Raw genomic sequence first — 20,909 nt, forward strand, 5'->3', positions numbered from 1 at the left:
GTCGATGAGCGAGGACAAGATCAAGCAGCTGCTCCTGCGGGTCACCAGCGAACTGCAGGACACGCAGCGCCAACTCCAGCGTGTGCGCGACGACAGGACCGAGCCGATCGCCGTCGTCGCGATGTCCTGCCGCTTCCCCGGCGGGGTCCGATCGCCCGAGGACCTCTGGCGGCTGGTCGCCGACGAGCGCGACGCCATCGCGCCCTTCCCCGGCGACCGCGGATGGGACCTGGAGCGGCTCTTCCACCCCGACCCCGACCACCGCGGCACCTCCACCACCGCGTACGGCGGCTTCCTGGAGGGAGCGGCCGACTTCGACGCCGAGTTCTTCGGCATCTCCGCGCGCGAGGCCCTGGCCACGGACCCGCAGCACCGGCTGCTGCTGGAGACCGCGTGGGAGGCGTTCGAGCGGGCCGGGATCGACGTCACGACGCTGAAGGGCAGCAGAACCGGCGTCTTCGCCGGGATGAACGGGCAGGACTACGCTGCCGGGCCCGGCGAGGTTCCGCCCGCCGTGGACGGCTTCCTGATCGTCGGGACCGCGGCGAGCGTGGCCTCCGGCCGCGTCGCCTACACCTTCGGGTTCGAAGGCCCGGCGGTGACGGTGGACACCGCGTGCTCGTCCTCGCTGGTGGCCCTGCACCTGGCGGCGCAGTCGCTGCGCGCGGGCGAGTGCGATCTGGCCCTGGCGGGCGGGGTGACCGTCATGACCTCTCCGTTCGGGTTCGTGGAGTTCTCCCGCCAGCGCGGGCTGGCCGCCGACGGACGGATCAAGGCGTTCGCGGACGCCGCCGACGGCACGGGCTGGGCGGAGGGCGGGGGATTCCTGCTGCTGGAGCGGCTGTCGGAGGCGGTCAGGAACGGGCACCAGGTGCTCGCGGTCGTCAAGGGCTCCGCGGTGAACCAGGACGGCGCGTCCAACGGCCTGACCGCGCCGAACGGCCCCGCCCAGCGCCGCGTGATCCGCCAGGCGCTCAGCGCCGCGGGCCTGTCGGCCGCCGAGGTGGACCTGGTCGAGGCGCACGGCACCGGCACGACGCTGGGGGACCCCATCGAGGCCCACGCCCTGCTGGCCACCTACGGTCAGGGCCGCCCGCACGGACGTCCGCTCTGGCTGGGTTCGGTGAAGTCGAACATCGGCCACACGCAGGCGGCGGCGGGCCTCGCCGGGGTGATCAAGGCGGTCGAGGCGATCCGGCACGGCGTCCTGCCCAGGACCCTGCACGTGGACGCGCCCACCACGCACGTGGACTGGAGCGCGGGCGCGGTCAGGGTGCTCACCGAGGCCAGGCCGTGGCCGGACGGCACCCGGCGGGCGGGCGTCTCCTCCTTCGGCATCAGCGGAACCAACGCCCACGTCATCATCGAACAACCCCCGACCGGGCCGGACCTGCTCGACGTGTCCGGCGAGCCGGGGGAGGGGTGGGTCGTGCCCTGGGCGGTGTCGGGGCGGACCGAGGCGGGCCTGCGCGCACAGGCCGCGCGGCTGGCGGCCTTCGCCACCGGCGAGGCGGCACCCGGCCCGGTCGACCTCGGGTTCTCCCTGGCCACGACCCGGGCGCGGCTGGACGAGCGCGCCGTCGTGGTCGCCGGCACCCGGGACGGCCTGGTGGCCGGGCTGTCGTCCCTGGCCGCCGGTGAAGCCTCCGCACGGGTGATCAGGGGCAGAGCCGGCGGCGGGCTGGCCTTCCTGTTCACCGGCCAGGGCAGCCAGCGCGCCGGCATGGGCCGTGAGCTGCACGCGCGCTTCCCGGTGTTCGCCGAGGCGTTCGACGCCACCGGCGCCGCGCTCGACGCGCACCTGCCGGGGCCGCCGGTGCGCGAGGTGGTGTTCGGCGGCCTCGGGCTGCTCGACCAGACCGTCTACACCCAGGCGGGGCTGTTCGCGCTGCAGGTGGCGCTGTTTCGCCTGTTCGAGTCCTGGGGCGTGCTGCCCGACTTCGTGGCCGGCCACTCGATCGGCGAGCTGGCCGCGGCCCACGTGGCCGGGGTCTGGTCGGCGGCCGACGCCGCGGCGGTCGTGGCGGCGCGCGGCCGGTTGATGCAGGAGCTCCCGCCGGGCGGCGCGATGTTCGCGATCGAGGCCGCCGAGCGGGAGATCACCCTGCCGCCCGGCGTCTCGCTGGCCGCGGTCAACGGCCCCGCGTCCGTGGTGATCTCCGGCGAGGAGGGACCGGCCGCGGCGCTGGCCGCAGAATTCGCCGCACGCGGCAGGCGTACCCGGCGGCTGACGGTGAGCCACGCCTTTCACTCGGCTCGCATGGAGCCCATGGCGGACGCCTACCGCGAAGTCCTGGCCGGTGTCGGCTTCTCCGCGCCGCGCATCCCGCTGATCTCGACGCTCACCGGCCGCGCCGCCACCCCGGACGAGCTGGCGGGCCCGGACTACTGGGTCAGGCAGGTACGCGCCCCCGTCCGCTTCGCCGACGCCGTGACCACGCTGGAACGCCAGGGCGCCACCACCTACCTCGAACTGGGCCCCGACGGCGTCCTGACCGCCCTGGCCCGCGAGTCGCTCGCGATCGAGGCCCCGCTCCTGGCCCCCGCCCTGCGCAAGGACCGCCCGGAGGAGACGAGCGTGGTCACCGCGCTCGCCCACGCCCACGTCCACGGCAGCCCCGTGGACTGGACGGCCTTCTTCCCCGGAGCCCGGCGGGCCGACCTGCCCACCTACGCGTTCCAGCGGCGGCGCCACTGGCTGGACCGGCGCCCGGCGGACGCCGATCCGCGCCGGCTGGGTCTGGACTCCCCGGATCACCCGCTTCTCGGCGGCCTGGCCGAGCATACGGAGACGGACGCCGTCCTGCTGACCGGCAGCCTGTCGGCGCGCTCGCACCCGTGGCTGGCCGACCACGTGATCGCCGGAACGGTCCTGGTGCCGGGCACCGCCTTCGTCGAGCTCGCCGTCAGGGCGGGCGAGGAGGTGGGCGCCCCCGTGGTGGACGAGCTGGTCATCGAGACCCCCATGACGCTGGACGGCGCCGCCTACGTGCGGGTCGGCGTCGAACCCCCGGACGGGACCGGCGCACGCGCCGTCACCGTGCACTCCCGGCCCGCAGAAGGCACCCACTGGACCAGACACGCGACCGGCCGCCTGCTCCCCGAGGTCTCCGAGCAGGGCCAGGAGGCCGGTTCGCCAGGGCTTTGGCCGCCGGTCGGTGCTGTCGCGGTGGACGTCGCGGACCTCTACGACACGCTGGCCCGCACAGGACTCCACTACGGCCCCGCCTTCCGGGGGACCGGCGCGGGCTGGCGGCACGGCGAGTCCCTGCTGGCCGAGGTGGCGCTGGCGCCGGACGAGCGGGAGGAGGCGGCCCGCTTCGGCCTGCACCCGGCGCTTCTGGACGCCGCCCTGCACCTGGCGGCGCACGAGACGCTGCCCGAGGAGGGCAACCGCCTGCCGTTCGCCTGGCGCGGCGTCCGGCTGCACGCCGCCGGCGCGACCGCCGCCCGGGTAAGGCTCACGCCCACCGGCCCGGAGGAGTGGCGCGTCGAGGTGTACGACACCGAAGGCGCCCCGGTCCTCACCGTCGACGCCCTGCGCCTGCGCGTGGCCCGGCCCGCCGCCCGCCCGGAAGGCCTGTACAGCGTCGCCTGGCGCGAGACCCCCGCCACGGCCCACGACGGCGAGCTGACGGTGATCACCGCCACCCCCGGCTCCGAACCGGACGAGGCGGCCCGTCACGTTCTGGCCGAGCTAACCGCCGAACTCGACGGCACCGCCCGCCTCGTGGTGCTCACCCACCAAGCCGTCGCCGCCGTACCGGAAGACGATGTGGACCCGAGCGCCGCCGCAGTGTGGGGGCTGGTGCGCTCGGCACAGGCCGAGCACCCGGGCCGCATCGTCCTGATCGACGGCGAGGCGACGGCACACGAGGCCCGCGCCCTGGCAGGCGGAGAAGAACAGATAGCCGTGCGCGCCGGGCGAACCCTCACACCCCGCCTGACCACAAAGACAGGATCGGGCGCCACCCGCCCGCTGAACCCCGAGGGCACCATCCTGATCACGGGCGGCACCGGCACGCTCGGCACGCTGCTCGCCCGCCACCTGCTCACGACCTACAACGCCCGCCGCGTCCTCCTGCTGAGCCGCCGGGGCGACCAGGCCCCCGGCGCCGCGCGGTTGCGGGAGGAGTGGGGCGAACGCGTCGACATCCGGGCCGGAGACGTGGCCGACCGCGCCTTCCTCAAGGAGCTGATCGAGGGCCTTCCCACCGCGCACCCCCTGACGGCGGTCCTGCACACGGCGGGCGTCACCGACGACGGCGTGCTGAGCGCGCTCACCGCCGACCGGCTGCGGACCGTGTTCCGCCCCAAGGCGGAGGGCGCCCGGCACCTGCACGAGCTCACCCAGCACCTGGACCTGGCCTGGTTCGTGCTGTTCTCCTCGGTCGCCGGGGTCCTGGGCAACGCCGGGCAGGCCGGCTACTCCGCGGCCAACGCCTACCTCGACGGCCTGGCCGAGCACCGGCACGCGGCAGGGCTGCCCGCGCTGTCGCTGGCCTGGGGCCTGTGGGAGGGCGGCAGCGGCATCACCGCCCGCCTCGGCGCGCAGGACCAGGCCCGGCTCGCGCGGGCCGGCATCCAGCCGCTGGGTGAGCGGGCCGGTTTGGAGCTGTTCGACGCCGCCCTGGGCGCGGGCCTGCCGGTGGTGGTGCCCGCCGCGCTCGACGTGCGGGCCGTACCGGATGGGGCCGGGGTTTCGCCGCTGCTGCGCGAGCTGGTCCGTCCGGCGCGCAGGCCCGCGCGGCGGGCCGGCGGTGCGGCGGCGCCGCGCCCGGCCGCGCGCGTGGAGGAGGACCTGCTGGCCCTCGTGCGCGCCCAGGCCGCCGCGGTGCTCGGCACCGACCCCGGGCAGATCCCGGTACGGCGCGCCTTCACCGACCTGGGGCTGGACTCCCTCACCGCCCTCGAACTGCGCAACCGGCTCAACGAGGCCACCGGCCTGAGGCTGCCCGCCACGCTGACCTTCGACCACCCGACACCGCACGCGGTGGCCGGCCACCTGCGCGCCGAACTGCACGGCGACACCGGCCGGGCCGAAACGGTCAGGGCGCCCGCCCCGGCCGCGGCAGACGACGCGATCGCCATCGTCGGCATGGCCTGCCGGCTCCCCGGCGGCGTGCGCTCGCCGGAGGACCTGTGGCGGCTGGTCGCCGAGGGCGGGGACGCCGTCTCGGAGTTCCCCGGCGACCGGGGCTGGGACGTCGAGACGCTGTTCGACCCCGACCCGGCCCGCCCCGGCACCTCCTACACCCGGCACGGCGGCTTCCTGCACGACGCGGCCGACTTCGACGCCGAGTTCTTCGGCATCTCGCCGCGTGAGGCGCTGGCCACCGATCCCCAGCAGCGCCTGCTGCTGGAGGCCACGTGGGAGGCGTTCGAGCACGCGGGCATCGACCCGGCGGGGCTGCGCGGCAGCAGGACCGGCGTGTTCGCCGGGGTGATGTACCACGACTACCAGCCGCGGGTGGGCGAGGCTCCCGTGCCGCTGGAAGGATTCCTGGCCAACGGCAACGCGGGCAGCGTCGCCTCGGGCCGCATCGCCTACACCTTCGGGTTCGAGGGCCCGGCGGTGACCGTGGACACCGCCTGCTCCTCGTCTCTGGTGGCGCTGCACCTGGCCGTGCAGTCGCTGCGCACCGGAGAGTCCGACCTGGCACTCGCGGGCGGGGTCGCGGTCATGGCCACGCCCGCGGTGTTCGTGGAGTTCTCCCGCCAGCGGGGCCTGGCGCCGGACGGCCGGTGCAAAGCGTACGCGGCCTCGGCCGACGGCACCGGGTGGGCGGAGGGCGTGGGCCTGCTCCTGGTCGAACGCCTCGCCGACGCCCGGCGGCTCGGCCACAAGGTTCTGGCCGTGGTCCGCGGCACCGCGGTCAACCAGGACGGCGCCTCCAACGGCCTGACCGCGCCGAGCGGACCCTCGCAGCAGCGCGTGATCCGCCAGGCGCTGGCCGCCTCCGGCCTCGAACCCTCCCAGGTGGACGTGGTCGAGGGACACGGGACCGGCACCACGCTCGGTGACCCGATCGAGGCACAGGCCATCCTCGCCACCTACGGCCAGGACCGCGAGCACGGCCGGCCGCTGTGGCTGGGCTCGCTGAAGTCCAACCTCGGCCACACCCAGGCTGCGGCGGGGGCGGCGGCGGTCATCAAGATGGTGCAGGCCATCAGGCACGGCGTCCTGCCCAAGACCCTGCACGTGGACGAGCCCAGCCCGCACGTGGACTGGTCGGCCGGAGCCGTGGAACTGCTGACCGAGGCGCGCCCGTGGCCCGAGACGGACGCTCCGCGCCGGGCCGGGATCTCGTCGTTCGGCGTCAGCGGCACCAACGCGCACGCGATCATCGAACAGGTACGTGAAGAGGAGCCGGGCGCCGCGGAACCGTCCGGCGGGATCGTCCCGTGGCCGGTGAGCGCTCGTAGCCCCGGCGCGCTGCGCGGCCAGGGCGAACGGCTGGCCGCCTTCGTCGCCGAGCACCCCGGCGTCCCGGCCGGCGACGTGGGCCTCGCCCTGGCGGTCACCCGTGCCGCGCACGAGCACCGCGCCGTGCTCCTGCCCGGCGAGAGCGGCGGGCACGAGCGCGCGCTGAAGGCACTGAGCGCGGGAAGCTCGTCCAGCCGCGTGGTGCGCGGTGTCGCGGACGCCGAGGGCAAGGTCGTCTTCGTCTTCCCGGGCCAGGGCTCGCAGTGGGCGGGGATGGCCGTGGAGCTGCTGGAGTCGGCGCCGGTCTTCGCCGAGCGGTTCGCCGCCTGCGAGCGGGCGCTGGAGCCGTACGTGGAATGGTCGCCCTCCGGTGCGCTGCGCGGGCTGTCGGGCGCGCCCGACCCCGAGCGGGTCGACGTGGTGCAGCCGCTGCTGTGGGCGGTGATGGTCGCGCTGGCCGCGCTCTGGGAGTCCTACGGCGTACGCCCGGACGCGGTCGTCGGCCACAGCCAGGGGGAGATCGCCGCGGCCTGCGTCGCGGGCAAGCTGTCGATCGAGGACGCCGCGCTGGTCGTGGCCCTGCGCAGCCGCGCCATCACCGGCCTGGCCGGAAGCGGCGCCATGGCCTCGATCGCGCTGCCGCCCGGCCAGGTGGCCGTCCGGGAGGGCCGGGTGGCGATCGCTGCGGTCAACGGCCCCGCCCAGGTCGTGATCTCCGGCGATCCCGAAGACGTGGCCGCGCTGGTCGACGGGCACAAGGCCGAGGGCGCCCGCGCGCGGCTCATCCCGGTGGACTACGCCTCGCACTCGCCCCACGTCGAACGCATCCGCGAAGGCCTGCTCGACGCGCTGGCCCCGGTCGAACCGCGCGCCGGCGACATCCCGCTGTACTCGACCGTGACCGCCGGCTGGATCGGCGACGCGCCGATGGACGCCGACTACTGGTACGCCAACCTGCGCGAGCCCGTGCGCTTCGACGAGGCGGTACGCGGCTTGTCCGAGGCGGGCCACCAGGTGTTCATCGAGATCAGCCCGCACTCCGTGCTCACCTCCGGCATCCAGGAGACGCTCGCGGGCGCCGTCGTCGCCGGCACGCTGCGCAGGGACGAGGGCGGGCTCGACCGCTTCCTCACCTCGCTGGCCGAGGTGCACGTCAGAGGCGTGCCGGTGGACTGGACACCCTGCTTCCCCGGCGCCCGTCCGGCTGAGCTGCCGACCTACGCCTTCCAGCACCGCCGCTACTGGCTCGACGTCGCCACCCCCGCCCAGGGACGGGCCGAGAGTCCCACCCCCGAGCCGCCCGCGCCGGACCGCTCGCTGGCCGCCCTGTCGGGCGCCGACCTCGAGGCGGCCCTGGTCGAGCTCGTCCGCGTGGAGACCGCCGTCGTCCTGGGCCACGAGGAGCCGGACGCCATCGAGCTCCACAGGGCCTTCCGCGATCTGGGCCTCGACTCGCTGACCGCGGTGGACCTGCGCAACCGGCTGGGCACCGCCGCCGACCTGGACCTGCCCGCCACGCTGATCTTCGACTACCCGACACCCGCCGCCGTCGCGGGCTACCTCAGGGACGAGCTGTCAGCCTCCGTGGAGGCCGTGCGCTTCCCCTCCGCCTTCGCCTCGCTCGACTACCTGGAGGCCGCGCTCTCCTCGGGAGCCGGCGAGCCGGGCCTGCTCGACCGCATGCGGCGGCTGCTCGACCAGTGGGGGAGCGCCCTGCCGGGCGTCGACCTCGACACCGCCACCGACGAGGAGCTCTTCCGGCTCCTGGACCACGACTCGCTGTGACGCCTCAGGGGAGCACTTGCCATGGCAGATGACGACAAGCTGCGTGAATATCTCAAGCGTGCGATCGCCGACGTGCAGACCCTGCGCGGCCGCCTGCACGAGGTGGAGGCCGCCCGCCGCGAACCCGTCGCGATCGTGGGCATGGCCTGCCGGTACCCGGGGGAGGTGAACTCGCCCGAGGACCTCTGGCGGCTGGTGAGCGACGGGCGGGACGCGGTCGGCGAGTTCCCCGCCGACCGCGGTTGGGACCTGGAACGGCTCTTTCATCCCGACCCCGACCACCGCGGCACCTCCTACACCCGGCACGGCGGCTTCCTGCACGACGCGGCGGGCTTCGACGCGGAGTTCTTCGGCATCTCGCCGCGCGAAGCCCTGGCCATCGACCCGCAGCAGCGCCAGCTCCTGGAGGTCGCCTGGGAGGCGTTCGAACGGGCCGGCATCGACCCGGGCACGCTGCGCGGCAGCCGCACGGCGGTGTTCGCGGGGCTGGCCGGCGGCGACTACGGCGTCGGCCCGGGAACGCCGCAGGAGCTGGAGGGCCACCTGGGCGTGGGTACGCTGCGCAGCGTCGCCTCGGGCAGGATCGCCTACACCTTCGGGTTCGAGGGCCCGGCGGTGACCGTGGACACCGCCTGCTCCTCGTCTCTGGTGGCGCTGCACCTGGCGGTCCAGTCGCTGCGCTCGGGGGAGTCCGACCTCGCGCTGGCGGGCGGCGTGGCCGTGATGGCGACGCCGGTGGGCTTCGTGGAGTTCTCCCGTCAGCGCGGGCTGTCCGTGGACGGCCGGTGCAAGGCGTTCGCCGCCTCGGCCGACGGCACCGGGTGGGCGGAGGGCGTGGGGTTCCTGCTGGTGGAGCGCCTGTCGGACGCGCGGCGGCTCGGGCACGAGGTGCTGGCCGTGGTCCGCGGCACCGCGGTCAACCAGGACGGCGCCTCCAACGGCCTGACCGCGCCCAACGGACCGGCGCAGCAGCGGGTGATCACGCAGGCCCTGGCCGCGGCACGGCTGCGCGGTGCCGACGTCGACCTGATGGATGCCCACGGCACGGGCACCTCCCTGGGCGACCCGATCGAGGCGCAGGCCATCCTCGCCACCTACGGCCAGGACCGCGACGAGGGCAGGCCGCTGTGGCTGGGCTCGCTGAAGTCCAACCTCGGGCACGCCCAGGCGGCCGCCGGAGTCGGCGGGGTGATCAAGGTCGTGCAGGCGATCAGGAACGGCGTGCTGCCCAGAACCCTGCACGTGGACGAGCCGAGCCCGCACGTGAACTGGTCGGCTGGAGCCGTCGAGCTGCTGACCGAGGCCCGCCCGTGGCCGGAGACGGACGGCCCGCGCCGGGCGGGCGTCTCGTCGTTCGGCGTCAGTGGCACCAACGCGCACGTGATCATCGAACAGGCCGGCGAAGAGGAGCAGGACACCGCCGAGCCGTACGACGGGGTCGTCGCGTGGCCGCTGAGCGCCCGCTCACCGGAGGCGCTGAACGCCCAGGCCGGGCGGCTGGCCGCCTTCCTCGCCGAGCGTCCCGCGACCGCGGCGGCCGACGTCGGCCTGTCGCTGGGCCGTACCCGCGCCCATCTGGACCACCGCGCGGCGGTCGTGGCCGCCGACGCCGGCGGCCTGACGGCGGGTCTTGCCGCGCTGGCGGCGGGCGAGCCCTCGGCGCACGTGGTCAGCGGACGGCCCGGCCGCGCCCTGGCCTGGTTGTTCACCGGGCAGGGCAGCCAGCGCGAGGGCATGGGCCGCGCGCTGTGGGGACGCCATCCCGTCTTCGCCGCCGCCTTCGACGAGGCCGTCGCCGAGCTCGACCGGCACATCGAAGGCCCGTCGGTACGGCAGGCCGTCTTCGGCACCGGCGGCCTGCTCCACCAGACCGCCTACACGCAGGCGGGGCTGTTCGCCCTCCAGGTGGCACAGGCCCGCCTGCTGGAGTCGTGGGGAGTGCGCCCCGACCACGTCGCCGGCCACTCGATCGGCGAGTTCGCCGCCGCCCACGTCGCCGGCCTGTGGTCGCTGGCCGACGCCGCGAAGGTGGTGGCGGCACGGGGCAGGCTGATGGGCGAACTGCCGCCCGGGGGCGCGATGGCCGCGATCGAGGCCGGAGAGCAGGACGTCCTCGCGGCGCTGCCCGAGGGGCCCGGTATCGGCCTGGCGGCGGTGAACGGCCCGCGCTCGGTGGTCGTCTCCGGGCAGGAAGACCTGGTCGACCGGCTGGTGGCGGCCTTCGACGAGCGGGGCGCGCGCACCCGGCGGCTGCGGGTCAGCCACGCGTTCCACTCGGCCCTGATGGACCCCGTGCTCGACCGCTTCCGCGAGGTCCTGGAAGGTGTGCGGGCCGCGGCGACGAAGATCCCCCTGGTGTCCACGCTCACCGGCCGCGTGGTGGCGGACGGTGACCTGGCCGACCCGGGCTACTGGGTCAGGCAGCTGCGCGAGCCCGTGCGTTTCGCCGACGCGCTGGCCGTACTGGAGGCCGCGGGTGTGACCGGCTTCCTGGAGCTCGGCCCGGACGCGGTGCTGTCGGTCCTGGCGGCCGAGACGCTGCCCGACGCGCACGCCGTCGCCTCGGTGCTCCGCCGCGACCAGCCCGAGGAACTGTCGGCCGCGCGGGCGCTCGCCCACGCCTACGTCCACGGCAGCCCCGTCGACTGGGACGCGGTGCTGCCGGGCGCGCGCCGCGTCGACCTGCCGACCTACGCCTTCCGGCACCGGCGCTACTGGCTCGACCCCGCCTCGGGCGTCGCGGCGGATGGGCACCCGCTGGCCGCCGCCCCCGTGGTGGCCGCCGACGGCGACCAGGTCCTGCTGCCGGGACGGCTGTCGCTGCGCACCCATCCCTGGCTGGCCGACCACGCCGTCATGGGCACCGTGATCGTGCCGGGGGCCGCACTGGTGGAACTGGCCGTGAGGGCCGGTGATGAGGCAGGGACGGGCGCGATCGAAGAGCTGGTCCTGGAGGCGCCGTTCGTCGTGCCCGAGCGCGGGGAGGTGGAGTTCCAGGTCTCGGTGGGCGCGGCGGACTCCGGCCGCCGCTCCGTCGCCGTCCACTCGCGCACCGGGACGGCGCCATGGGTCCGGCACGCCTCGGGGACCCTGACCGGGGACACGCAGGAGCCGCCCGCCCCGCTCGCGGTCTGGCCGCCCGACGGCGCCACGCCCGTGAGCACCGAGGACGTCTATCCGGAGCTGGAGGCAGCGGGCCTGACCTACGGCCCCGCCTTCCAGGGGCTGCGGGCCGCCTGGCGCTCGGGCGACGTGCTGTTCGCCGAGGTCGAGCTGCCGGAGGCGCAGCGGGAGCAGGCCGCGCGCTTCGGCGTGCATCCCGCGCTCCTGGACGCCGCGCTGCACCTCGCCGCGCACGACGGCCTGCGCGACAGCCCGCCCGGCCACAACCGGTTGCCCTTCGCCTACCGCGGCGTCCGGCTGCACGCCTCCGGCGCCCACACCCTGCGGGTGCGGCTGGATCTGCGCGGCGAGGACGAGCTGTCGCTGTACACCGCGGACACCTCGGGCGCGCCGGTCCTCACCGTCGACTCGCTGCGCGCCCGCCTGATCTCGGCCGACCGGCTGCGCTCGGCCGAGCTCTACCACGTGACCTGGGCGCCCGTCGCGACCGGCGCGGATTCCACCGCCGAGGCGCTCCAGGTGCTGGTGGTGCCGCCGTCGCCGCGGCCCGTCGAGGAACGGCTGGCCTGGGTGCTGGCCGAGCTGCGGGAGCGGCTCCAAGGCGGGGAACGGCTGGCCGTCGTCACCACGAACGCCGTGTCCACGGCGGAACCCGACCCCGCCATGGCCGCGGTGTGGGGGCTGGTCGGATCGGCACAGGCCGAGCATCCCGACCGCATCGTCCTGGTGGACGTGACCGACGGCGCGGACGGGGACGTGGAGAACGGTGCGGAGATGGAGGCCGTCCACGCGGCGGTCGGCTCGGGGGAACCGCGGGTGGCGATCCGCGACGGCCGGGTGCTCGCTCCGCGTCTGGCCCGGCTGACCGCCGAACCCCTCGACGAGCGGCCTTGGGACCCCCGGGGCACGGTCCTGCTCACCGGCGGCACCGGGGTGCTGGCGGGCGAGCTGGCCAAACACCTGGTCGCCACCCGCGGCGTCCGCCACCTGCTCCTGGTGAGCAGGAGCGGCGAGCGGGCGGCGGGCGCCGCCGTACTCCGGGAGGAGCTCGCGGCGGCGGGAGCGCACGTCACGGTGGCGGCGGCCGACGTCGCCGACCGCCGGGAACTCGCGCGGGTGCTCGCCGCGATCCCCCCAGAACACCCGCTGACCGCCGTCGTGCACGCCGCGGGCCTCGTCGACGACGGTGTGCTGACCTCGCTCACCCCCGAGCGCGTGGCGGCGGTGCTGCGCCCCAAGGTGCGAGGGGCCCTGAACCTGCACGAACTGACGAAGGAGCACGACCTGGCCGCCTTCGTCCTGTACTCCTCCGTCGCCGGCCTCCTCGGCGCGCCAGGACAGGGCGCCTACGCGGCGGCCAACGCCTGTCTCGACGCGCTGGCCGAGACCAGAAGGGCGGCGGGCCTGCCCGCGACCTCGCTGGCCTGGGGCCTGTGGGCACAGCCGAGCGGGATCACCGCCCACCTCACCGACCTCGACCGGGCGCGGGCGGCGCGCGGTGGCCTGCGCGCCCTGCCCACGCGGGAGGCGCTCGCCCTGTTCGACGCCGCGCTGGGCGCGGCACCGCCCGTCGTGGTCACCGCCGCGCTCGACCTGGCCGCGATCCAGGACCCGCCCCCCATCCTGCGCTCTCTGGTACGGCCGTCCCGCAAGACCGTCACCGCCCCGGGACCGGACCTGGCCTCCCTGCCGGAGGACAGGCGGGCCCCGGCCGTACTGGAGGCGATCACCGGGCACGTCGCCGCAGTGCTCGGCGTCGCGGCCGCGGCCGTCGCGCCCGATCAGCCCTTCGGCGACCTGGGCCTGGACTCCCTCACCGCCGTCGAACTGCGCAACAGGCTCGACGCCCGCAGCGGCCTGCGGCTGCCCGCGACCGTCACCTTCGACCACCCCACGCCCGCCTCGCTCACCGCGTTCCTCCTGGAGCGGCTCGCCGCCTCGGGGCGGCCCGCCCAGGCGGCGCCCGCCGACGGGCAGGGACCGCTCGCCGCCCTCTACCGGCGGCTGTGCGACAAGGAGGAGTTCGACGCCGCCGCCCAGTTGCTCGGCGTCACCTCCCGCCTGCGCGCGAACTTCACCGCGGAACAACGCGCGGACCGGACACCCGCGCCGATCCGGCTCGCCTCGGGCGAAGGGACCGCGCTGATCTGCTTCCCCGCCGTGAGCGCGATCTCGGGCCCGCACGAGTACGCCCGCTTCGGCCAGGCCATGACCGGGGAGCGGGACGTCCACGTGCTGCGTTCGCCCGGCTACGACCCCGCCGACCTGCTGCCCGACAGCCTGGAGACGTACGTGCGGGCACTCGCCGACGTCGTCGAGCCGCTGGCCGGATCGCGCCCGTACGTCGTGACCGGCCGCTCCATGGGCGGCTGCGTCGCCCACGCGGTCGCGACCGAGCTGGAGGGCCGCGGCCTCCCCGCGTCGGGCCTGGTCCTGATCGACTCCTACCCCGTCGACAGCGCGTCGCTGGACGGCATGGCCGAGTGGTGGCTGGCCGCCATGATCACCGGAATGCTGGAGCGCACCGAGCGCTACCGGATGGTCTGGAGCGACGCGAGCCTGACCACCATGGGCGCCTACGGCCGCCTGCTGGAGGGCTGGCAGCCCAAACCGGTCGCCGCGCCGACGCTGCTCGTCCGCGCCTCGAAGCCCCTGGCCAGAACCGTCGTCGACCCCACCGGCCGGCACGACTGGCGGGCGTTCTGGCCGCTGCCGCACGAGAGCGCGGACGTGCCGGGCGACCACTTCACCGTGCTCGAAGAGCACGCCGACACGACGGTCTCGGCGGTACGCGCCTGGATCGACGCACGGATTCCCCCCTCGGAAAGGAGTCACGCATGACCGATCAGGTCGTCGCCGTCACCGGCGCCGCCTCCGGCATCGGCAGGGCCACGGTGGAGCTGTTCGCGGAACGCGGCGCCAAGGTCGTCGCCGTGGACGTCGCCAAGCGCGGGCTGGACGACCTCGCCGAACGCGACGGCGTCGTCTCCCTCGTCGGCGACGTGGCGGCGGAGGAGACCAACGCCGAACTGGCCGCGCTGGCCCTGCGCACGTTCGGGCGGCTGGACACCGTCGTGCTCAACGCGGGCATCGGCGGCGCGGGGCCGCTGGAGTCACCGGGCGCCGTCGAGCGCTTCGACCGGATCCTCTCGGTCAACGTGCGCGGCGTGGTGCTCGGCATCCGCGCGGCGCTGCCCGCCCTGCGCGCCTCGGGCGGCGGCTCGATCGTGGTCACGTCCTCGGTCTCCGGCCTGCACGGCGACCCGGGGACCTGGGCCTACAACGTCTCCAAGGCCGCCGTCATCAACCTGGTGCGGGCCGCCGCGATCGACTACGCGGTGGAGAACATCCGGGTCAACGCCATCGCGCCGGGAGGTACGGTCACCGCCCTGACCGCCGGCGTGATCGCCCACCCGACGCTCGGACCGGCGGTGACCGAACGTATCCCGCAACGGCGCTGGGCCGATCCCCGCGAGCAGGCGGAGGTCATCTGGTTCCTCGCCTCGCCGGCCGCCTCCTACGTCACCGGTGTCACCGTTCCCGTCGACGGGGGGCTGACGGCCAACAGCGGACTGCTGCTGCCGCCCGCCGTACCCGGCGGCGAGCCTCGATAAGGAGATCTCCATGAGCACGGACATCAACAAGAACGTCGCCAGACGCCTCTACGAGGAGGTGATCACCCTGCGGCGCCCCGAGGTGCTGGAGGAGATCGCCGCCGAGGACCTCGTGGACGAGGCCGTCGTCAACGGGACAGGGGGAAGGGCCGACCTCGTCGCCCACGTCCAGGGCGTGTGGGACACCGTCGAGGACGTCAAGGCCACGGTCACGGACCTGGTGGCCGAGGGCGACCGGGTGGTGGTCTTCTGGCGCATCGAGGGCATTCAGCGGCAGCCGCTCTTCGGCGCCCCGGCCAGCGGGCGGCACTTCGTCGGGAACAGCATCAGCACCATCACCTTCCGCGACGGCCAGATCATCCGATACAAGGTCCTTCCCGACCGTCTCGGCATTCTCCAGCAAATTTCATGAAATGAAGGTGGATAATATGACTGACCTTTCGCGAGAGGATATTTCCGATATTCGGGGGACGCTGGCCCTTTTCTCGCACGCGTTCGACAACAAGGACCTCGACGAGCTCGGCCGGGTCTTCGCCGAGGACGGGGTGCTCGAGCTGACCAAGGGGGCCGGCCGGGTGGTGCGCGGTCTGCGCGCCATCGGGGAGTTCGCGGTCAGCCTCGGATCGGAGGCCCCCGACCACCAGACCCTCGACACCCACGTCTTCCTCGACGGCGACGGGGTGGTGCGGGCGCGCAGCCGCTACCTGGCGATTCTGCCGGACGGCAGCGTGCACAACGGCGACTACCTGGACGAGCTCCGCCACACCGGTGAGGGGTGGCGGATCGGGAAACGTGTCTCCGTTCCCCGATATCCCCGGTAGGGGTCACTAGGGGTGTCGGCTCGGTTGCGGCATACCTAGTCTTTTCACGAAATTTCATTTCTCGTACGCCGGAGTGGTTCATGTTCATCCCCAGTAATTTCCGGTTATTGCGTGACAAAGTGGGGACCGTCGCGCTTGCCGTACTTCTGCTGGCGGCCTGCGCCTCTCCGGCGGCGAGTCCGCCGGGGAGCGCCGCCCAGAGCCCGGACGGGCCCGCCAAAGGCGGGTCGCTGACCTTCGCCGCCGACACCGAACCCGTCACCTTCGACGTGCACGTCAGCGCGCAGGACATCACCGGCGCGATCCTGCGCAACGTCTTCGACTCCCTGATCGCCCAGGACGCCGCCGGCACGTTCCACCCTTGGCTGGCCACGTCGTGGGAGGTGGCGCCCGATCTGAAGAGCTACACCTTCAAGCTGCGCGAGGACGTCACCTTCCACGACGGCACCCCCTTCGACGCCAAAGCGGTGAAGGCCAACTTCGACCGCATCGCCGACCCGGCCACCAAGTCGCAGCTCGCCTCCAGCCTGCTCGGCCCCTACACCGGGACCGAGATCGTGGACGCGCACACGGTGAAGGTCGGGTTCTCGGCGCCCTTCGCTCCCTTCCTCCAGGCGGCCAGCACCGCCTACCTGGGCTTCTACTCGCCCAAGACGCTCGCGGCCAACGCCGCCACGCTCGGCTCCGGCGGCCCGGCAGCCGTCGGCACGGGCCCCTTCGTGTTCAGCGGCTACACCAAGGGCCAGCAGGCCACCTTCACCAGGAACGACGCCTACGCCTGGGCGCCGCAGACCGGCGCACACCCCGGCGCCGCCTATCTCGACAAGCTCACCGTGCGCTTCCTGCCCGAGGCGTCGGTCCGGATCGGCGGGCTGACCAGCAGGCAGGTCGACGTCGCCGCGGCGATCCCGTCGGCCCAGGTCAAGGCGGTCGAGGCAAACAAGGCGGTCACCGTACTCAAGACCGACTACCCAGGCGGCAACTACAACATCTACCTCAACACCTCCAAAGCCCCGCTGAACGACCCGAAGGTCCGCAAGGCGCTGCAGCGGGGCATCGACCTCGACACCAACGTCAAGGCGATCTACTTCGGCCAGTTCAAGCGGGCGTGGAGCCCGCTCTCGCCCGCCACGCCCGGCTACCTCGCCTCGCTGGAGAACAGCTGGCCCTACGACCCCGCCCTGGCCGGAAAGCTGCTCGACGAAGCCGGATGGACCGGCAGGGACGCCGCCGGCTACCGCACCAAGAACGGCAGGCGCCTGGTCGTCGACTGGCCGCTGCTGCCCGCGCAGTACCTCAAGGACCAGCGCGACGTGCTCGGCCAAGCCTTCCAGGCCGACCTGAAGAAGCTCGGCGTCGAGGTGCTCCGCCCCCAGGCGGACATCGGCACCTACCTGGAGCGCGTCTACGGCGGCAAGGCCGACCTGGCCGACTACAGCTGGTCGCGCTTCGAGCCCGACGTCCTGTGGCTCCTCTTCAACGGCGCCAGCAAACTGGAGAAGGGCGGCCAGAACGGCACCTTCCTCGACGACCCCGACCTGACGAAGTGGACCGACCAGGGCCGCGCCACCCTCGACGAGGCCGTCAGGAAGGACGTCTACGCCAAGACGCAGCAGCGCGCGCTCGACCTGGCCATCGTGATCCCCGTCTACACCCAGTCGCAGGTGCTCGGCCTCGGCAAGAACGTGCACGGCCTCACGCTCGACGCCAACGCGTGGCCGCTCTTCCACGACGTCTGGCTCGATCGGCCGTCCCGGTGAGAACGCTGCTCAAGCGGCTGGTGGCAGGTCTCGCGGTGCTGTACGGCGCCGCGAGCCTCGCCTTCCTCTCGCTCCACCTCATCCCCGGCGACCCGGTCGCGATCCTGCTCGGCCCAGCCACTACCGCCTCACCCGAGGTCAGACGGCAGATCAGCGCGGAGCTCGGGTTCGACCGGCCGCTGCTGACCCAGTACCTCGGCCACCTCGGCCGCCTGGCCTCCGGCGACCTGGGCTCCTCCTACCAGCTCCAGCGCCCGGTCGGGTGGCTCATCGCCGACCAACTCGGCCCCACCGTGCAACTGGCCGCCGCCGCGACCGTCGTGGCGCTGGCCCTGGCGCTGATCTCGGCGGTCGGTACGGCCAGCCGGCATCCGGCGGCCCGCGCGTTCGCCTCCGCGTGGGAGCTGACCGCGATCTCCCTGCCCTCCTACTGGCTGGGCGTCCTCCTGCTGACCGCCTTCTCCTTCCACCTGCGCCTGTTCCCGATCATCGGCGGCGTGGGCCCGGCCGCGCTGGTCCTGCCCGCGCTCACGCTGGCGCTGCCGATCGCCGGGGTGCTGGCGCAGGTCCTGCGCGAGGGGCTGGAGAGCGCGCTGGCGCAGCCGTTCGCGCTCACGGCCAGGGCCCGCGGTCTGAGCCAGACCGCGGTACGGCTGCGCCACGCGCTCAGGCACGCGGCCGGTTCCCTGGCCACGCTCGCGGGCTGGCTCGTGGGCACGCTGCTCGGCGGCGCCGTCCTGGTGGAGACCGTCTTCGGCAGGCCGGGGCTCGGGGCGCTCACGCTGCAGGCCGTACAGAACAGGGACATGCCCGTGGTCATGGGGGTGGTGCTCGTGTCGGCCGCGACGTTCGTCGTCATCTCGGCGGTGGTCGACCTGCTCTACCTGGCCATCGACCCGCGGCTCAGGGGCGCGGTGGTCACGTGAGGCGCCTGTGGCCGCTGCTGGTGTCCTGCGTGGTGCTGGTGCCGTTCGTAGTGGCGGCAGCCGTACCGGAGTTGCTGAGCGACGCCTCGCCGATCGCCATCGATCCCGTCAACGCGCTGCTGCCTCCCGGCGCGCGGCACTGGTTCGGCACCGACCAGCTCGGCCGCGACCTGTTCACCCGGGTCGTGCACGGCGCGCGGCCCTCGCTGCTGATCGGCGCCGGCGCCACCGGGGCGGCCGTCGTCGCCGGCGGCCTGCTCGGGCTCGCCGCCGCGCTCGGCGGGCGGGCGGCCGACCAGGTGGTCATGCGGGTGGCCGACGTCCTGATGTCGCTGCCGCAGCTGCTCGTGGCCCTGGTGGTCATCGCCGTGCTCGGCACCGGCACCACCAACCTCGTGCTGGCCATCGCCATCGCCTTCGTGCCCGGGTACGCCCGTGTCGTGCGCGCCGAGGCGCTGGTCGTGCGCGGCTCCGGCTACGTCGAGTCGGCCAGGGGGCTGGGCCTGCGCCGGCCCGTTCTGATCGTCCGCCACATCCTGCCCAACGCCGTCGGTCCGCTGCTGGTCCTGGCCACCGTCGGCTTCGGCACGGCGCTCATCGCCGGATCCGGGCTCGGCTTCCTCGGTTTCGGCACCCAGCCGCCGGCGCCCGAATGGGGCGCCATGCTCGCCGAGGGCCGCGACTTCCTGGAGACGGCGTGGTGGCTCGGGGTCTTCCCCGGCGCGGCCATCACCGTCACCGTCATCGCCGTGAACGTGCTCGGCCGCGTGGCCCGCGGCCGCTTCGCAGGAGGGAAGCCGTGATCGAGGTCGAAGGGCTCACCGTGGCCTTCGGGCGGGTTGAGGTGGTGCGGGACGTGTCCTTCACCGTGGCACCGGGCGAGTGCCTGGCCGTCGTCGGCGAATCGGGCTCGGGCAAGAGCGTCACCGCCCGCGCCCTCGTCGGCCTGGCCGGGCCGCGCGCCCACGTCACCGCCCGCCGCCTGGCCTTCGACGGCCAGGACCTGACCGGGCTGACAGAACGGGACTGGCGCGCCGTCCGCGGTCGTCGTATCGGGCTGATCCTCCAGGACGCCCTGACCTCCCTCGACCCTCTCAGAACCGTCGGCGCCGAGATAGCCGAGTCGCTGCGCACCCATCGCGTCGTCCCCCGCGCCGAGACCCGCGCCCGGGTGCACGGCCTCCTCACCGACGTCGGCGTCCAGGAAGGGGCCCGCCGGGCGCGCCAGCATCCGCACGAGCTGTCCGGGGGACTGCGGCAGCGCGCCCTCATCGCCTCCGTCCTCGCGGCCGGGCCGCGGCTGCTCGTGGCCGACGAGCCCACCACCGCGCTCGACGTGACCGTGCAGGCGCAGATCCTGGACCTGCTGGGGGCGTTGAAGGAGAAGGGCGCCGGGCTCCTGCTGATCAGCCACGACCTCGCCGTCGTGTCCCGCCTGGCCGACCGGGTCGCGGTGATGAAGGAGGGCGCCGTCATCGAACAGGACACCACCGGCCAGGTCCTGTCCAACCCCCAGCACGCCTACACCAAGTCGCTGATCGCCGCCGTGCCCATGGAGCCGGTGACGATCCGCGCGGCCGCCCCGGCCCCGGCCGGCCCGTTCGCACTGCAGGCCGAGAACGTCTCCAAACGTTTCCGCGCCCCGGACGGCGGCTGGCAGCACGCGGTCGACGACGTGTCGTTCTACGTCAGGACGGGCGAGACCCTCGGCATCGTCGGCGAGTCCGGCTCCGGCAAGACCACCGCCGCCCGCATCGCGCTCGGCCTCCTCGAACCCGACCGGGGACGGGTCCTGCTGGCCGGCCACCCGTGGAGCGGCATCCCGGAACGCGACCGCAGGGCCCGCCGCCGCACCATCCAGGCAGTGCACCAGGACCCGCTCAGCTCCTTCGACCCCCGCTACACCGTCGAACGCGTCGTCGCCGAGGCCGCCGCCCTGACCGGCGTCCGCGGCCGGGACCGCACCCGCCGCGTCACCGAACTGCTCGACCAGGTGGGCCTTCCCGCCACCGTGCTCCGTCGGCACCCGCGCGAGCTGTCCGGCGGCCAGCGCCAGCGCGTGGCCATAGCCCGGGCCCTGGCCCCGAACCCGGATGTCCTGGTCTGCGATGAACCCGTCTCCGCCCTGGACGTCTCCATCCAGGCCCAGATCCTCGACCTCCTGGCCGCCCTCCGCCGGGACCTGAACGTCGCCATGATCTTCATCTCGCACGACCTGGGTGTGATCCGTCAGGTCAGCGACCGGGTCGCGGTCATGAAGGACGCCCGCATCGTGGAGAGCGGCCCGGTCGGCGAGGTGTTCACCGCACCCGCGCATCCGTACACCAGGGCCTTGCTGGCGGCGGTCCCCAGCTTCCCCAGGTACGCGCCCCCGTGAGCCCGGCTTCCCGAAACGTTCTGGCACCCGGACGGCGCTGGATTCGGCCAGACCCAGTGCGGCCCTGCGGAGCGGC

Annotated in this window: 9 protein-coding genes; all 9 read left to right on the forward strand. The window is 74.2% G+C overall.

All coding sequences use genetic code 11. From position 1 onward, the window contains the following. The first annotated feature begins 4 nt into the window (after positions 1 to 4). The 9 genes from ACIBG8_RS04200 to ACIBG8_RS04240 all read left to right on the forward strand — a co-directional run bounded on the left by ACIBG8_RS04200 (position 5) and on the right by ACIBG8_RS04240 (position 20,833). A complete protein-coding gene (locus ACIBG8_RS04200; protein WP_397341032.1) occupies positions 5 to 8,212 on the forward strand; it encodes an SDR family NAD(P)-dependent oxidoreductase in 8,208 nt (2,735 codons plus the stop codon). Positions 8,213 to 8,233: 21 nt separating this feature from the next. Then, entirely contained in the window at positions 8,234 to 14,176 is a 5,943-nt protein-coding gene (locus tag ACIBG8_RS04205) for an SDR family NAD(P)-dependent oxidoreductase (protein ID WP_397341033.1), read from the forward strand. Then, positions 14,173 to 14,949 (forward strand): SDR family NAD(P)-dependent oxidoreductase, encoded by a 777-nt coding sequence (locus ACIBG8_RS04210; RefSeq protein WP_397341034.1) that lies wholly within the window; start codon positions 14,173 to 14,175, stop codon positions 14,947 to 14,949. The genes ACIBG8_RS04205 and ACIBG8_RS04210 overlap by 4 nt, the downstream gene beginning before the upstream one ends. 10 nt (positions 14,950 to 14,959) lie before the next feature. Continuing rightward, on the forward strand, positions 14,960 to 15,361 hold the full coding sequence (locus tag ACIBG8_RS04215) for an ester cyclase (protein WP_397341036.1): 402 nt from the start codon (positions 14,960 to 14,962) through the stop codon (positions 15,359 to 15,361). Positions 15,362 to 15,377: 16 nt separating this feature from the next. Next, a complete protein-coding gene (locus tag ACIBG8_RS04220; protein ID WP_397341037.1) occupies positions 15,378 to 15,770 on the forward strand; it encodes a nuclear transport factor 2 family protein in 393 nt (130 codons plus the stop codon). Between the two features lie 107 nt (positions 15,771 to 15,877). Beyond that, positions 15,878 to 17,530: an ABC transporter substrate-binding protein gene (locus ACIBG8_RS04225; RefSeq protein WP_397341039.1), complete on the forward strand. Its 1,653-nt coding sequence runs from the start codon at positions 15,878 to 15,880 to the stop codon at positions 17,528 to 17,530. Further along, positions 17,527 to 18,456, forward strand: coding sequence for an ABC transporter permease (locus ACIBG8_RS04230; protein ID WP_397341040.1), 930 nt, complete (start codon positions 17,527 to 17,529; stop codon positions 18,454 to 18,456). Before ACIBG8_RS04225 ends, ACIBG8_RS04230 begins: the two co-directional genes overlap by 4 nt. Next, complete coding sequence (locus ACIBG8_RS04235) at positions 18,453 to 19,259, forward strand: ABC transporter permease (protein WP_397341041.1); 807 nt, start codon at positions 18,453 to 18,455, stop codon at positions 19,257 to 19,259. Before ACIBG8_RS04230 ends, ACIBG8_RS04235 begins: the two co-directional genes overlap by 4 nt. Next, entirely contained in the window at positions 19,256 to 20,833 is a 1,578-nt protein-coding gene (locus tag ACIBG8_RS04240; protein ID WP_397341042.1) for a dipeptide ABC transporter ATP-binding protein, read from the forward strand. The genes ACIBG8_RS04235 and ACIBG8_RS04240 overlap by 4 nt, the downstream gene beginning before the upstream one ends. Positions 20,834 to 20,909 lie beyond the last annotated feature (76 nt).

The organism is Nonomuraea sp. NPDC050556, assembly GCF_044457355.1.
Taxonomy (GTDB): domain Bacteria; phylum Actinomycetota; class Actinomycetes; order Streptosporangiales; family Streptosporangiaceae; genus Nonomuraea.